Raw genomic sequence first — 14,404 nt, 5'->3', positions numbered from 1 at the left:
ATAGAGGCGATGAGCAAGGTTGACCTCAAGGCGCTGATATCAGCTGCCGCCGATACGATTGCCGCCCACGCGGAGGAGCTGACCACGCTCGACCAGGCGATCGGCGACGGCGACCATGGGCTCAACATGAAGCGTGGTTTCGAGGCTGTCAGGGCCGAGGCCGATGCGTTCGCGGCAAAGCCCCTGCCCGACGCATTGAAGGCGATCGGCACCAAGCTGGTGATGACCGTCGGCGGGGCTTCGGGCCCGCTTTTCGGCACGCTGTTCATGGCGCTCGGCAAGGAGATTTCCTCAGAGCCCGATCGCGCCAATCTGGCGACCGCGTTCGGCAAGGCCATCGAAGCGGTGGCCGCGCGGGGCAAGTCGCAGGTCGGGCAAAAGACCATGCTCGATGTGCTGCAGCCGGTGCATGAGGCGCTGCTGCAACGCAGGACCGGGCCGGAAATCGTCGCCGCCGCCGACAATGCGGCCAATGCCACCGTGCCGATGAAGGCTTTGCGCGGCCGCGCCTCGTTCCTTGGCGACCGGTCGATCGGCCATATGGACGCCGGGGCGCGTTCGACGGCGCTGCTGGTACGGGCCGTTGCCGAAACAATCGAGGGGCACGCATGAGCAATGTCGGCATCGTCATCGTATCGCACTCGCCGCTGGTCGCCGAAGGCACGGCGGACATGGTGCGCCAGATGGTCGGCGACGAAGTGCCGCTTGCATGGTGCGGCGGAAACGGCCATGGCGGACTGGGCACAAATGTCGAGGCGATCATGGTCGCCATCGACAAGGCCTGGTCGGAGGCGGGTGTCGCCATCCTCGTCGATCTCGGCGGCGCCGAGACCAACAGCGAGATGGCGGTCGAGATGATCGGCGAGCCGCGCGCGCAGAAGATCATCGTCTGCAATGCGCCGATCGTCGAGGGCGCGGTGATGGCGGCGACGGAGGCTTCCGGCGGCGCCTCGCTGAGGGAAGTGGTGGCGACGGCACACGAATTGGCGCCATCGTGAACGAACAGGAATTTTGACAGCATGTCCGCATCCGCCGAAGCCACCGTCCTGATCACCCACGAGGTGGGCCTGCATGCGCGCCCTTCGGTGAAATTCACCAAGCTCGCCAAGACGTTTTCGGCTGAGATCGAGGTGGCGCTCGCCGCCAACGGGCCGTGGTTCGACGCCAAGAGCATCGTCAAGGTGATGGCGGCCAAGGCGCCGAAAGGCACGATGCTGCATATCAGGGCCAAGGGCGACGGCGCCGGCGAGGCAGTCGGCGCACTGGTCGAGCTGGTGCGGCGCGATTTCGACGAAGGCGCGGACCATGTCCGGACCGCTTAAACTGACAGGCATTTCGGCCTCGGCCGGTTATGCCGAGGGGCCGCTGTTCTACCTCGAACCGGTTGCCGCGCGCTACGCCAGAAAGGCGACGGCAGCGGATGAGACGGCCGCGCTCGAGGCGGCGATCGGCGTTGCGGCAGCCCGGCTTGCCGGACTGATGGAAACAACCAACGAGGAGGCGGCCGGCATCCTCGAATTCCAGGTCGCCATGCTGGAGGACGATGCGCTGACCGGTCCGGCCTTCGCGGCGATCGACGCCGGCCAGCCGGCCGACATGGCCTGGCGGCAGGCGCTCGATGCCGAGATCGCCGGCTACGAAACCTCGGACCAGGACTATTTCCGGGCGCGCGCCGCCGACATGCGCGATATCAGGGACCAGGTGTTGCGCGCATTGACCGAAGACGGCGAGGTCGTGGCACCTGCCGGCGCCATATTCTACGGCGAGGACATCGCGCCGACACGTTTCCTCGAAACCGACTGGAGCTCCGGCGGTGGCATCGCGCTGAAAGCCGGCAGTGCCGCCAGCCATGTCGCCATGCTGGCGCGCTCGCGTGGCGTGCCGATGGTCGTGGGGCTTGGTGCTTCGCCGGCTCATCTTGCCGGCATCGCACTGCTCGATGCCGAGCATGGCGGCATCGTGCTCTCGCCGTCCAAGGCCGAGATCGAGGCATTCCGCCGGTCGTCATCATCCTTTGCCGCGCGCCGTGACCAAGCGGAAACCTATCTGGCGCGGCCGGCCGCGACGAAAGCCGGCACGGCGGTGCGCGTACAGGTCAACATCGCCGACCCGTCCGATGTCGACGGCATCGATATCTCGACCTGTGACGGCGTCGGGCTGATGCGCACCGAATTCCTGTTCGGCAAGACGCTGCCGGACGAGGAAACGCAATATCTCGCCTACCGCAAGGTGCTGGAATGGGCGGGCGACAAGCCGGTGACCATCCGTACCGTCGATGCCGGCGGCGACAAGCCGGTGCCGGGCTTCACCGTTGAGGAAGGCAATCCTTTCCTCGGTCTGCGCGGCATCAGGCTGTCGCTGGCGCGGCTGGAGGTTTTTCGCGTCCAGATCCGGGCGCTGCTGCGCGCTGCCATGTATGGCAATCTCAAGGTGATGTTCCCGATGATCGCCGTCATGGACGAGTATCAGCGAGCCACCGCCCTGTTCGCGGAAGAGCAGGCCGGGCTTTCCGCGCGCGGCGTCGCGTCCAAAATGCCGCCGCTGGGCATCATGGTCGAAGTGCCATCGGTGGCGATCGCGCCGGAGGCATTTTCCGCCATCGCCTTCTTTTCGATCGGCTCGAACGACCTGACGCAATATGTGATGGCGGCCGCGCGCGACAATGCTTCGGTCGCGCATCTGAATTCCGTTCGGCATCCGGCGGTGCTCCGCCTCATCGCATCCGTCGCCGCGTTCGGCCAGGCGAACAAAATTCCGGTCAGCCTGTGCGGCGATGCCGGCGGCGATCCGGCCTCGATCCCGGCGCTGCTTGAAGCCGGCCTGCGCGACCTCTCCGTGGTGCCAGCCCAGCTCGCCATGGCCAAGGCGGCCATAGCGGACGTGTCCGTCTAGGCGCCGGGATGGCCGACAAGACGCCTGTGCCCGGTTCGGAAGAGGCGATCCGCGCCTACAAGACGATCCTGTCGCAGGTCATCGACCAGCGCCCGTCCGGCATGCGCCAGCGCCTTGCCGACGCGCTCGGCAAGCACCGCAGCTTCGTCACCCAGATCTCCAGCCCGGCCTATTCGATCCCGATTCCGTCAAAACATTTGCCGGCTATTTTTTCGGTCTGCCATTTCAGCCCGGCCGAGCGCGACCACTTCCTCGCAGCCTACCACCAGGCGCATCCGGGCAAGATGTCGGTGGCGGCGGGCATGCGCAAGACGCGGCACGTTTCGCTAATCGTGCCCGATTTCGGCGACGACAAGCAGAACGCCGCGCTCGACCGCGCGGTCAACGATTTCATCCAGAAGATCACCAGCATCACCGGCAAGGGCGGCGGCTGATCGTTTCATGCCATTTGTTTCGAGAGGACGGCCATGAAGAAATTTCTGAATTCGGTGGATACGGTGCTGACCGAAAGCCTCGACGGCTTCGTCGCCGCGCACTCCGACATCCTGGCGCTCGGCGACGAGCACAAATTCGTCCGTCGCAAAGCGCTCAAACCGGGCAAGGTGGCGCTGATCTCCGGCGGCGGCTCCGGCCATGAACCGCTGCATGGCGGGCTGGTCGGGCCCGGCATGCTCGACGCCGCCTGCCCCGGCCAGGTGTTCACGTCGCCGACGCCGGACCAGATGCTGGCGGCGGCGGAAGCCGTCAACAGCGGCGCCGGCTGCCTGTTCATCGTCAAGAACTATGAGGGCGACGTGATGAATTTCGACATGGCCGCTGAAATGTCGGAGGACGTCATGCAAGTGGTGACCAATGACGACGTCGCCGTCGAGAACTCATCCTACACCACCGGCCGACGCGGTGTCGCCGGCACGCTGGTTGTGGAAAAGGTCGTGGGCGCCGCCGCCGAGCAAGGCATGGCGCTGAAAGAGCTGAAAGCGCTGGGCGAGCGCGTCAACGGCGCGACGCGCTCGATGGGCGTGGCGCTGACCAGCTGCACTGTGCCGGCGGCGGGCAAGCCGACTTTCGATATCGGCGCCGGCGAGATGGAATTCGGCGTCGGCATTCATGGCGAGCCGGGCCGCCGCCGCGACACATTGAAGAGCGCCGATGCCATCGCCGGGGAAATCTGCCTGGCGATCCTGGGCGATCTGGGTGACAGGGCAAAAGGTCCGGCGCTGCTCTTCGTCAACGGCTTCGGCGGCACGCCGCTGATGGAGCTTTACCTGATGTATAATAGCACCCGGGCAATTTTCGAAAAGCATGGCGTGACGGTCACCCGCTCGCTGGTCGGCTCCTATGTGACATCGCTCGACATGGCCGGATGCTCGATCACGTTGACCATGCTGGACGACGAGACCACCGCATTGTGGGACGCGCCGGTGCATACGGCGGCGTTGCGCTGGGGCATGTAGTGGAAGCCGGCTCTGGCCAGCACTAGTCTGGGGCGACGCGCTGGCTTCGCCGATGCTTTTCTGCAACCATACCAGCGCTATCGTCACCAATCGCAACGCTGCCCGGATTGATGCTGCCACCGCTGACGCCCGCCGATGAAAAACTGCTGCTGAACTATGCCGATCCCGAGGCGCGGTCGGCCAGCGATCCTGCGGCAAAAACCCTGTCGGCCTTACTGGCCAATGCCGAGTTCCACGGCGTCCTGCCGATCATGCTGCGCAAGCTGCAGGAGCATGGCGACGCGCATCTGCCGCAGGATGCGGCGTTGCAGGAGCAATTGTCCGGCTTGCGCCAGAAGGCGCCAATCGCCATCGGCCAGTCGATGCTGCTGCAATATCACGGCGACCGCATCATGAAGGCGCTCGCTTCGGACGGCGTTCCGGCGCGGATCGTCAAGGGTCCGGTCTTTGCCCGAAAGCTCTACCGGCATGTCACCGACAGGCCGTTTACCGACATCGACATACTGGTCGAGCCGGCCAATCTGCCCCATGCGAATCGGGTTATCGCAGGATGCGGTTTCAAGCTTGCCGGCGATGAAGCGCGGTCGCGGGAGCTGCAGGAGTTCAAATGGCTCGAACAGGAGAATTCGAGCCTGCTGATCGAACTGCATGGTAATCTGGTGCATGATACCGGCATGCGGCGACGCCTGTCGCTCGGCTTCGCCGAATTGCGCGCCATCGACGGCGAGGCAACCGACACGCCGGCCGCACTTCTCACCATCGCCATCGTCCACGCCTGCGGCGGGCATAAATTCCATCGGCTGCAGCTCTGCGTGGACGTGCTGCAGGGCGTTCGCGCGCTCCAGTCAGCGGAATCGGAAGTACACCTGCTCGAGGCGGCGCGCATGACGGGCATCGAGCTCGAGCTGGCAACGGTGCTCAACGTGACCGGCCGGCTGTTCGACAATGCCCACGCCCTTGAACTGGCGGGACGGATCAAGCCCGATCTGGGCATCCGCTTGGCCAAGTGGCTGATCACCAGGAAAACCCTGCTGAACGTCAATTCCAGGAACAAGATGGGTTCGCGTCTCAGCCGCGACGCTTTCCGCTGGATCCAGCGGCTTGCCAGGGCAAAGCCGCACCTCGCCTGAGAAGACGGCTCGGCGTGGTTGTCCTTTCAACCCTGCTCCAAGGCGGAGCGGATCAGCGGCGCGGCATCGGTTGGCGTGGACCCCACTTCCAGCGTAAAGGTCGGGACGGTTGAGACCAGCCGGGCGATCGTCGCCAGCCGATGCTTTTGCAACGGCAGCAGGCCGGTCATTCCGGTCCTGACATTATCCGCGGCAAGCGCGGCCATCGCGTCGGTCCTGGCCATGGCCAGGAGCCTGGTCTGGCCATCGGTCGACCGCGCGAGGTGGAGAAGTGCCGCCACCGGTCTGATGCTGGAATCTTCGACGCGCATGATCTCGCCCAGCCGTTCGAGCGCAACCGCCTGCTCGCCATTGCGATCCCATGAAGGGCCGAGGCACGGCGCGACGAGCGGAACCATCTCGGCGGTCTTGCGATGGATCTTCACGGCACGCGGCAGGCCCCAGGCGGTGGCCTTCCCAGACACAACGTTCAGGATCATGGCGTCGTCCGAGCAGAGGCCGAAGCCTTGCGAGGCCAGCGCCAGCGACGTCGTGGTCTTGCCGGTGCCGCTCGGTGCATGGATCAGCACCAAGGCATCGCTGCCCGGCAAGGTCAGGCCGGCAGTGTGCAGCATGTGCTGACCACCCGCATCAAGTGCTGCGTCGAGGAGTAGCATCCAGGCGGTCCAGGTGATCCTAGTATCCAGGCGGACGTGGATCTCGGCCCAACCCTGGCTGGCGTGGATCGCCACCGTCTGGCGGCCGGGGAAAATCAGGTGGATGAGGTCGCCATTATCGATCATCCGGCAGCGGCCGTCCTCCGGCACCTCGCCATCGAAGGCGAGAGATCCGCCTGGCGCCTCGGCCAAGGACTGCGTCTCCACGATGCGGATCAGAAAGTCCGGCTCGATCGGAGCCGTCGTGCGCAGGCTTGTGAGCATCCTGTCGAAATCCCGCCAAAGGCCAGGGTTCTTGGCCGATATGCCGACGACCTGCCCGTTGAGGGCATAGCGACCCTGAGCCAAAGGTTCGGTCAAGCGGCACGCGCCTTTCCGGCCTCGGCGTGGTGACGGTAGATTTCGACCATGCCCGGAAGGCTGTCGCTGACCACCGGCCTGCCATCGAGGCAGACCCAGCAATGCGCCGCCAGGCTCGGCGCCTGCATCGACCTGGGATCGACGCCGAAGCGCAGATCGGGATCGAAGCCGGCAAGCCGGAGGAAGCGATGGGCGAGCAGGCCTTCCCTGAGGCATCTGCGATCGCGCATCAGCCAGGGATGCCTGACCGTGCGGTTGACCGCCGCCACGATGTAGGACGACGGCAGGCCACGATAGGGGGTCGATGACTGGAGCGGCGCCCATTTCAGCACGGCTTCGAAATCGCGTTGGCCGATCAGCACCGGCATCAGCCGCGCGCTTGCCCACAGGTGGGCTCGAAACAGCGCACGCAGAAGAGGTCCGTCAGCCATCACGCAGCCGGGGCGGCGAGGATGCCTTCCGCCACCAGTTCCTCGGCCAGCGCCGCCATGTCCTGATCGAGCGTATCCTTATCGACCTCGAACTCCTGGGAAAGCAGGCCCACGATCTGGTCGAGGCTGCGCGCGCCATCCACCTTGTCGAGAAAGGCCTCGGTGGTGTCGTTGCAGGTGTAGAGCTGACCGCTGCGCGCCAAAAGCACGACGGCGCCGTCGCCGACATGCTGGATCGAGGCATCGTCCGCCAGCCGCAGAACCATTTCAGAGGCAATTTCGACCATGGGCCCGCTCCAGACCACGCAGGATTGCGGCAGAGCAAATAGCGCGACAACGCCACGCTGTCCATTGTCGGGCGGTGCCCAGGAGGCAATCGCTTCAGGTTCCGACCGTTGCGCCGATGTGACTCCCCCAGAAATAGTCGGTGACAGCCTCATGACAAGTCGCGCTTCGGCATTGTCAGGCCGACAAAGGGATTCTAGGCACAGTGTTTCTTACCCTGGGTAAGGTAAAAGCCCTCGATGCTGAGGAGACAACAGATGCGTTATAACTGGGATCGGGCGCCGACGAGCTTCGAACGTCATCGCAAGGCGCTGGCGGCAGCAATATTGATCGCAGGCGGCGTCGGGCTCATGCTCGCGGCATTGCCGTTCTAGGACCTACTGGAGCCGCCGGCCTCAGGGGCTTGGCCGGTCACTTCGATGAAGCGGCGGTCGCGGCCAAGGCGAGGCCGCCGAAAGACAAAATTGCATATGGTTGCAAAAAACCGCATAGGCTATCCCCGGCAAATCGTTCCTGGGGAGGAAGCTGGATGGCGTCACGCTATCACGAGGTCTATGACGGCTGGAAACGGGACCCTGTACGGTTTTGGGCCGAAGCGGCCAAGGCCATAGACTGGTATTCCCCCTGCGACAGCGTCTTTGACGCGAAAGCCGGAGTCTATGGCCGCTGGTTCAATGGCGCCTCCTGCAACACCTGCTTCAATGCCGTCGACCGCCATGTCGCAGGCGGTCGCGCCGACCAGATCGCGCTGATCCATGACAGTGTCATCACCGGCACGGTAAGGAAATTCACCTATGCCGAACTGAAGCGCGAGGTGGTGGCGCTGACCTCGGTGTTGAAGAACCGCGGCATCCAAAAGGGCGATCGCGTCATCATCTACATGCCGATGGTGGCGGAAGCGGCCATTGCCATGCTCGCCTGCGCCCGCATCGGTGCAGTGCATTCGGTCGTCTTCGGCGGCTTTGCCTCGCACGAACTCGCCACCCGCATCGACGACGCCAGGCCGAAGCTGATCATCTCGGCCTCCTGCGGCCTGGAGCCCGGCCGCGTCGTCGCCTACAAGCCGCTGCTCGACAAGGCGATCGAGATGTCGAGGCACAAGCCCGAAGCCTGCCTCATCCTGCAGCGCGAGCAGTTGCGCTGCGAACTGAAAGAGCACTACGACATCGACTATGCCGACGCCGTTGCCCGCGAGCGGGCCGCGGGCGCCAATGTCGACTGCGTTCCGGTGCTTGCCACCGACCCGCTCTACATCATCTACACCTCAGGCACGACCGGCCAGCCAAAGGGCATCGTGCGTGACAATGGCGGCCATATGGTTGCCTTGAAATGGACGATGGAGAACGAGTTCGGCGTCAAACCGGGCGAGGTGTTCTGGGCGGCCTCCGATGTTGGTTGGGTGGTCGGTCATTCCTATATCGTCTACGGGCCGCTGCTGCATGGCTGCACCAGCATCCTGTTCGAGGGCAAGCCGGTGGGTACGCCCGACGCCGGCACCTACTGGCGAGTGATATCGGAGCATGGCGTCGTCGCGCTGTTCACCGCGCCGACCGCTTTCCGCGCCATCAAGGGACAGGACCCAAAGGGCGAATTCATCCCGAAATACGACCTTTCGAAATTCCGCACGCTGTTCCTCGCCGGCGAGCGGGCCGACCCGGAAACCATCAAATGGGCGGAGCAGAAATTGAACGTGCCGGTGATCGACCATTGGTGGCAGACCGAGACCGGCTCGCCGATGACGATAAACCCGGCCGGGCTGGGCCTGCTGCCGGTGAAATACGGCTCGCCCGGCGTGCCGATGCCCGGCTTTGACATTCGTGTGCTCGACGATGCGGGCCATGAAGTGCCGCGCGGCACGCTGGGCAATGTCGTGGTCAAGTTGCCGCTGCCGGCCGGCTGCCTGCCGACGCTGTGGAACGCCGACGACCGGTTCCGGCAAGCTTATCTCGACGAATTCCCCGGCTTCTACAAGACAGCCGATGCCGGCCTGATGGACGAGGACGGCTATCTCTATGTCATGGCGCGGACCGACGACATCATCAATGTCGCCGGCCACCGGCTGTCGACCGGCGCGATGGAGGAGGTGCTTTCAGCGCATCCCGATGTTGCCGAATGCGCCGTCATCGGCATCGCCGACCAGATGAAGGGCCAGGTCCCGCTCGGCTTCGTCGTGTTGAATGCGGGCGTCGCGCGCGACACCGGCGCCATCGAGAACGAAGTGGTTGCCCTGGTGCGCGAGCGGATCGGTCCGGTCGCCGCCTTCAAGACGGTGGTGACGATCAAGCGCCTGCCCAAGACACGTTCCGGCAAGATCCTGCGCGGCACCATGCAGAAGATCGCCGACAAGGAAGAATGGACAATGCCAGCGACCATCGACGATCCGGCCATTCTGGACGAGATCACCGCGGCGCTGAAAGGGCGCGGCATCGGGTTTTAGTTGCCTTCGGAACGCGACAAGGGGGAGCGCGGCGTCGGACGAAGTCAAGAATTCATCCCGCATTGCAATCGTCTGTTGTGCAATGCAGCAATAGACCCTAGACTTTGCGTGGGGGGCCATTCCGAAGGCACCGCATGGCTCAGCAAAAAACCACATTTGGCGGCGTCGACATCCTGCGTTTTCTCGCCGCCGTCATGGTGATGTTCTACCACTACGGCTTCTGGGTGTGGGCATTCCCCGAGGGCGTTTCGGCGCGCGCGACGGGCGGCGTGCCCCCGCATCCGGAAATAGGCGGGCTGGTCCAGTTCGGATGGGTTGGCGTCCAGATATTCTTCGTCATCAGCGGCTTCGTCATCGCCTTCAGCGCCGAGCATTCGACGCCGCTGCGGTTTTTCGAGGCAAGGGTGAAACGATTGGCGCCGGCCGTCTGGATCTGCGCGCCCGTCACCGCGATGGTGCTGCTCATGGTCGACCTCAGTTGGCCGACGGACGCTGTCATCAGGCTCGTCCGCACCGCTCTGTTCGTTCCGTTCAACCCCTGGGTCGACAGTGTCTATTGGACACTCGGCATCGAGATCGCCTTCTATGCCATCGTCTGGGTCCTGCTGCGGCTCGGCCGCTTCGACCTGATGGAAGCGGTGGCAATTGCGCTCGGCGCGATCAGCACGCTTTTCTGGTGCCTGTATTTCCCATTCGACTGGTCCGACCTTGCCGAGGCGCGCTGGCTCGATCTCGCTCTGGTGCATCACGGATGTTTTTTCGCCACTGGCGTGCTGTTCTGGCTGATGCGGTTCAAGGCCGTGACACCCACCCGCCTTGTCTTCTGCGCCCTGTTTCTGGCCGGCGGCGTGCTGCAGATCATCAGCGCGGTCGACGTCCGCAGCGTCAAGGTCGAAGCGGCGATGCCCTACGCGCCGCCGATCGTCCTGTTTCTCGCCGCCATGGCGCTGATGGCATGGTCGTTGCGACTTAATCTCTCCTGGAGCGGCTGGCGCCGGATCGGCCTGATGACCTATCCCCTCTACCTGATCCACGACGTGGTCGGCGCAGCCCTTCTTGGCGCCCTGGTGCGCGCCGGGGTGCCATATCTGCTGTCGATGATGGTTGTCGGAGCAACCATGATCGCAGCGAGCTGGCTGGTCGCGATCGAGGCCGAACCACGCATCCGCCTCCTGCTCGACCACACCATTTTCCGCTATCGCCTCAGGGCGGCGTAACGCGCCGGAGTGTTTAGCCGGGCTACGGGGGCAAGCGGGCGGGCCGCGGCGACCGCCTCAGGCGTTTGCCTTCTTCCGGGCTTCCGACTTTTCCAGATAGTAGGTCGAATATTTGTCGAAGAATTTTTCCGATCCGCCCATCGATCCATATTTCGCCAGCTTCTTCAGATCGACCTTGTTGAGGACGACGCCGACGATCTTGTTGGCGATATAGGGTTCCGAACTCAGCATGGACTGCACCATGGCACGCGGCGTGCGCCCCCACTCGGTGACGAGAATGAAGCCGTCGGCAAGCGGAGCAAAGGCCTTGGCGTCGACCACGGGGCCGAGCGGCGGCAAATCGACGACGATATATTCGAAGGTTTCCTTGGCGTTATCGATAAAACGCCGCATGCCGGACGACGACAGCAGCTCGCTCGTATGCGAAAAATGACCACGCAGGACCGCCGGGACGATCGCCAGCTTTGTCTGCCGGTCGATCTTGCCGACGGACTGCCAGGTCTGCCCGCTGACCACTGCTTCCATCAGCCCCTGCTCGGCCTCCATGCCAAGGCCGCGGCTGAGGCCGGGATTGCGCAGATCGCCATCGACCAGCAGCGTCCTCGATCCGTTGGCGGCAAGCAATCCGGCCAGGTTAGCCGCCACCGTCGACTTGCCCTCACTGGGCAGGACCGAAATCACGCCGATGACCCGGCTGCCTTGCCCTTCCATCACCACGTCGAAAGCGATCTTGGCGCTACGCAGCGTTTCGGAGAACATCGACGCCGGGGCGTCGACGGTCACCCGCATGCGCGCACGTTTTTCGGCGCTCGACAATGATTTAGTGGCATTTTGGGACTTGGCGGTTTTGGCATCCGCCTGCCCATCGTCGCGCTTGTCGTCCTTGGCGGCCTTGCTGCCGATGATCGGCAGGTAGCCGAGGAATTTGAGACCGACGCGATCGCGAACGTCCTCACCGGTCCTGAAGAACCGTTCCCTGAATTCGTTCAGCCCACCCAAGCCGGCTCCCAGCATCATGCCCAGCACAAGCGACAAGCCCAGCACAATGGAAGTGCGCGGGCTTGCGGCGGACTGCGGCATCGACGCATCCGATATGACGCGGATCTTGCCGACCGGGAAGGATTGCTGCTGGGAGGCTTCCTCATAACGGCCCAGGAACGTCTGATAAAGCGTCGCGAGCGCCGTTGCCTTCTGGTCCAGTTCCCGCAGCTTGACCTGCGACTGGTTGTCGATGGAACTCTTGCCGGCCGCCAATGCGACATTTGCGCGGAGCGCCGTCTCACGCGCGAGGGCGACCTCGTATTCGTTGCGATAGCCTTCGGTCAGTTGCTTCAGCTCGCCGAAGATCTGCGCCGATATATCGGCCTTTTCCTTGGCAAGCGCGACCGCCTGAGGATGCTGAGGTCCGAAATTGGCTTCGACATCCTGCTGCCGCTTGGCGACAGCGAGATAGCGGGTCTTGAGCGTTGCAATGACCGAGCTGCTCGGCTGGTCGCTCGATATGGCGGCATCCTTGAAGGCGTTGTCCGAGCCGCTTTCGATGATCGTCTTGTATTGTTGGTAGCGGGCGCTGGCGCGCGCGGTATCGGCCTGAGCGACAATGAGCTGGGCATTCAGGTCGGCCAGTTGCTTGTCGCTGATCAACTGGCCGTCATTGACGGACAATCCATGTTCGGCCCTGAACTTCTCGACGGCGAGCGCCGCGGCTTGCGAACTCTCGCGAAGCTCCGTCAGCCGGCCTTGCAGCCAGACCGCCGCCCGCTCGGTGGCATCGAAGCTGGCATCGAGCTGATCGGCGAGATAGGCGTCGGCATAGGCTTTGGTGATCGCGGTCGCAAGCGCCGGATCCTTCGCCGGATAGGCGATGGAGATCACAAAGCTTCGGCCGCTGCGCGCGGCTTGCACCTCACTTTGCAGTTTGAGGATTGCGTAATCGCGGCCTGACGAAGCGATCATCGCGTCACGCGTCGCCGGATCGAGCTGGCTGATGTCGACGCCGCCCACGACGGGGTTGGGGCGGAAATACCGGATCACGCCGCGCACGAAGCCGACGGCCTTCGCCACGGCCGATGTCGGAGGGCTCATGAAAGCATCGTTGTGATCAAGCTTCAGCTTGTCGACAACCACCGCCGCCAGCCTCGACGACTGGAGAATCTCGAGCTGGCTCAGAATGGCCGAGTCAGTCTGCATGCTGACCGATGCCGCCGAAATATCGTCGACGACCTTGTTCAAGCCTTCGTCGATCAGCACGCTGCTCGTGGCAATATAGGTGGGAGGCGTGGTCTGCAAATAGAGCACGCCCAGAAAAAGACCGATGGCGGCAGATACGGCAACCACCTTCGCCTGCCTCGCCGCCATGGCGAGCAGGCGCTCGACATCGATGAAATCTTCGGCGCTTGCCGCGTCAGAACTCGGCAATGGCTTCCTCTTGTCGAGAGGAAAGTTGGCATAATTCATCTTCGGTCCAATTCCAGTTTGCAGGTGCGATCGGGAGCATCAGCGAATATGCGATGCAAACGTCATGCCAGATATCGCGAGACCTGGCGGCCAAACGCTTCGGCTTGTCCTTGCGTCGCCATTATACGCTGATGCTCCCAAAAAATGGGCATTATGCGGCTTCGACCCGGCGCTCATGTGACCGGACGAACTCCTGAAGCATCTCGAAGATCGGCTCCTTCATGTCATCGCGCGCCAGCGCGAAGGCAATATTGGCCTGGATGAACCCTTCTTTCGAACCGCAGTCGAACATGCGACCGTTGAACGGCTGGGCAAAGAAGGCCTGGTTTTGCGAGAGACGGACCATGGCGTCGGTGAGCTGGATTTCATTGCCGGCGCCGCGTTGCTGATTGCTCAAAAGTGAGAAAATCTCGGGCTGCAGAATATAGCGGCCGTTTATGTAATAGTTCGACGGCGCATTGGCCGGAGCCGGCTTTTCGACCATGGCCGTCACCTCGAAGCCCGAGCCGACATCGGCGCCGCGGCCGACGATACCGTATTTGCTGGTCTCAGTCGGGTCGCAGCGCTCGACGGCGATGACGTTTCCACCGGTCTCGGCATACAGGTCGGCGACTTCGGCAAGGCATCCACGCCCGCCGAAGGACACCATGTCGGGCAGCAGCAAGGCGAAAGGCTCGTCGCCGATGACCTCGCGTGCGCACCAGACCGCATGGCCGAGACCTTGCGGCGACTGCTGGCGGATGAAGCTGGTGGCGCCGGCCACCGGAAGCAGGCTTTCGAGCGACAGAAGCTGCGCCTTCTTGCCGGTCTGCTCCAGGGTTCCGATCAGTTCGGGGTGCAGGTCGAAATAGTCCTCGATGACCGCCTTGTTGCGACCGGTCACGAAGACGATGTGCTCGATGCCGGCTTCGAACGCCTCGTCAACCGCATATTGCACGACAGGCCTGTCGACGACCGGCAGCATTTCCTTCGGCATGGATTTGGTTGCCGGCAGGAATCGCGTCCCAAGCCCCGCCACCGGTATGACTGCCTTCCTGACTTTCTTCATCGCATGTTCCTTCTGAGGAGATCGAATTCAACCTGTC

14 protein-coding genes are annotated in these 14,404 nt (G+C 63.6%); 9 read left to right on the top strand and 5 right to left on the bottom strand.

What is annotated here, in order from left to right:
* Positions 1 to 9 precede the first annotated feature (9 nt).
* The 7 genes from dhaL (at position 10) to OHD62_RS04125 (ending at position 5,476) form a co-directional block, all read left to right on the top strand.
* Positions 10 to 612 (top strand): dihydroxyacetone kinase subunit DhaL, encoded by a 603-nt coding sequence (gene dhaL / locus OHD62_RS04155; protein WP_263781144.1) that lies wholly within the window; start codon positions 10 to 12, stop codon positions 610 to 612.
* Positions 609 to 998, top strand: a complete 390-nt coding sequence (gene dhaM / locus OHD62_RS04150; protein WP_263781143.1) for a dihydroxyacetone kinase phosphoryl donor subunit DhaM — start codon at positions 609 to 611, stop codon at positions 996 to 998. Before dhaL ends, dhaM begins: the two co-directional genes overlap by 4 nt.
* Before the next feature lie 21 nt (positions 999 to 1,019).
* Positions 1,020 to 1,322 (top strand): HPr family phosphocarrier protein, encoded by a 303-nt coding sequence (locus OHD62_RS04145; protein ID WP_263781141.1) that lies wholly within the window; start codon positions 1,020 to 1,022, stop codon positions 1,320 to 1,322.
* A complete protein-coding gene (gene ptsP, locus OHD62_RS04140; protein WP_263781140.1) occupies positions 1,306 to 2,892 on the top strand; it encodes a phosphoenolpyruvate--protein phosphotransferase in 1,587 nt (528 codons plus the stop codon). The genes OHD62_RS04145 and ptsP overlap by 17 nt, the downstream gene beginning before the upstream one ends.
* Before the next feature lie 8 nt (positions 2,893 to 2,900).
* Positions 2,901 to 3,326, top strand: coding sequence for a hypothetical protein (locus OHD62_RS04135; protein WP_263781138.1), 426 nt, complete (start codon positions 2,901 to 2,903; stop codon positions 3,324 to 3,326).
* 33 nt (positions 3,327 to 3,359) lie between these two features.
* Positions 3,360 to 4,346, top strand: coding sequence for a dihydroxyacetone kinase subunit DhaK (dhaK, locus tag OHD62_RS04130; protein WP_263781136.1), 987 nt, complete (start codon positions 3,360 to 3,362; stop codon positions 4,344 to 4,346).
* Between the two features lie 110 nt (positions 4,347 to 4,456).
* A complete protein-coding gene (locus tag OHD62_RS04125; RefSeq protein ID WP_263781134.1) occupies positions 4,457 to 5,476 on the top strand; it encodes a nucleotidyltransferase family protein in 1,020 nt (339 codons plus the stop codon).
* A gap of 26 nt (positions 5,477 to 5,502) precedes the next feature.
* Here OHD62_RS04125 and OHD62_RS04120 read toward each other — a convergent pair whose 3' ends face one another.
* The 3 genes from OHD62_RS04120 to OHD62_RS04110 are packed head-to-tail and all read right to left on the bottom strand — an operon-like array spanning position 5,503 to position 7,210.
* Positions 5,503 to 6,492 carry a serine kinase gene (locus tag OHD62_RS04120; RefSeq protein WP_263781133.1) on the bottom strand — a complete coding sequence of 330 codons (990 nt, stop codon included), beginning with the start codon at positions 6,490 to 6,492 and terminating at the stop codon, positions 5,503 to 5,505.
* On the bottom strand, positions 6,489 to 6,923 hold the full coding sequence (locus OHD62_RS04115; protein ID WP_263781131.1) for a lasso peptide biosynthesis B2 protein: 435 nt from the start codon (positions 6,921 to 6,923) through the stop codon (positions 6,489 to 6,491). Before OHD62_RS04115 ends, OHD62_RS04120 begins: the two co-directional genes overlap by 4 nt.
* A complete protein-coding gene (locus OHD62_RS04110) occupies positions 6,923 to 7,210 on the bottom strand; it encodes a PqqD family protein (RefSeq protein ID WP_006325244.1) in 288 nt (95 codons plus the stop codon). Before OHD62_RS04110 ends, OHD62_RS04115 begins: the two co-directional genes overlap by 1 nt.
* A gap of 527 nt (positions 7,211 to 7,737) precedes the next feature.
* Here OHD62_RS04110 and OHD62_RS04105 point away from each other — a divergent pair.
* Positions 7,738 to 9,645, top strand: coding sequence for a propionyl-CoA synthetase (locus OHD62_RS04105; protein ID WP_263781129.1), 1,908 nt, complete (start codon positions 7,738 to 7,740; stop codon positions 9,643 to 9,645).
* A 134-nt stretch (positions 9,646 to 9,779) separates the two neighbouring features.
* Positions 9,780 to 10,862, top strand: a complete 1,083-nt coding sequence (locus OHD62_RS04100; RefSeq protein ID WP_263781128.1) for an acyltransferase family protein — start codon at positions 9,780 to 9,782, stop codon at positions 10,860 to 10,862.
* Between the two features lie 57 nt (positions 10,863 to 10,919).
* Here OHD62_RS04100 and OHD62_RS04095 read toward each other — a convergent pair whose 3' ends face one another.
* Together OHD62_RS04095 and OHD62_RS04090 are read right to left on the bottom strand one after the other, a co-directional pair.
* On the bottom strand, positions 10,920 to 13,319 hold the full coding sequence (locus tag OHD62_RS04095) for a polysaccharide biosynthesis tyrosine autokinase (protein ID WP_263781127.1): 2,400 nt from the start codon (positions 13,317 to 13,319) through the stop codon (positions 10,920 to 10,922).
* A gap of 151 nt (positions 13,320 to 13,470) precedes the next feature.
* Positions 13,471 to 14,367, bottom strand: coding sequence for a UTP--glucose-1-phosphate uridylyltransferase (locus OHD62_RS04090; protein ID WP_263781125.1), 897 nt, complete (start codon positions 14,365 to 14,367; stop codon positions 13,471 to 13,473).
* Between the last annotated feature and the right edge of the window lie 37 nt (positions 14,368 to 14,404).

The organism is Mesorhizobium sp. YC-39 (assembly GCF_025753795.1).
Classification (GTDB): Bacteria; Pseudomonadota; Alphaproteobacteria; order Rhizobiales; family Rhizobiaceae; genus Mesorhizobium.
This window is presented reverse-complemented; position numbering and strand designations above follow the sequence as displayed.

Excerpts from the sequence above, each read along its gene's own strand:
- dhaL (WP_263781144.1), top strand. The coding sequence starts at position 10 with ATGAGCAAGGTTGACCTCAAGGCGCTGATATCAGCTGCCGCCGATACG.
- dhaM (WP_263781143.1), top strand. The coding sequence starts at position 609 with ATGAGCAATGTCGGCATCGTCATCGTATCGCACTCGCCGCTGGTCGCC.
- OHD62_RS04145 (WP_263781141.1), top strand. The coding sequence starts at position 1,020 with ATGTCCGCATCCGCCGAAGCCACCGTCCTGATCACCCACGAGGTGGGC.
- ptsP (WP_263781140.1), top strand. The coding sequence starts at position 1,306 with ATGTCCGGACCGCTTAAACTGACAGGCATTTCGGCCTCGGCCGGTTAT.
- OHD62_RS04135 (WP_263781138.1), top strand. The coding sequence starts at position 2,901 with ATGGCCGACAAGACGCCTGTGCCCGGTTCGGAAGAGGCGATCCGCGCC.
- dhaK (WP_263781136.1), top strand. The coding sequence starts at position 3,360 with ATGAAGAAATTTCTGAATTCGGTGGATACGGTGCTGACCGAAAGCCTC.
- OHD62_RS04125 (WP_263781134.1), top strand. The coding sequence starts at position 4,457 with ATGCTGCCACCGCTGACGCCCGCCGATGAAAAACTGCTGCTGAACTAT.
- OHD62_RS04115 (WP_263781131.1), bottom strand. The coding sequence starts at position 6,923 with ATGGCTGACGGACCTCTTCTGCGTGCGCTGTTTCGAGCCCACCTGTGG.
- OHD62_RS04110 (WP_006325244.1), bottom strand. The coding sequence starts at position 7,210 with ATGGTCGAAATTGCCTCTGAAATGGTTCTGCGGCTGGCGGACGATGCC.
- OHD62_RS04105 (WP_263781129.1), top strand. The coding sequence starts at position 7,738 with ATGGCGTCACGCTATCACGAGGTCTATGACGGCTGGAAACGGGACCCT.
- OHD62_RS04100 (WP_263781128.1), top strand. The coding sequence starts at position 9,780 with ATGGCTCAGCAAAAAACCACATTTGGCGGCGTCGACATCCTGCGTTTT.
- OHD62_RS04095 (WP_263781127.1), bottom strand. The coding sequence starts at position 13,319 with ATGAATTATGCCAACTTTCCTCTCGACAAGAGGAAGCCATTGCCGAGT.
- OHD62_RS04090 (WP_263781125.1), bottom strand. The coding sequence starts at position 14,367 with ATGAAGAAAGTCAGGAAGGCAGTCATACCGGTGGCGGGGCTTGGGACG.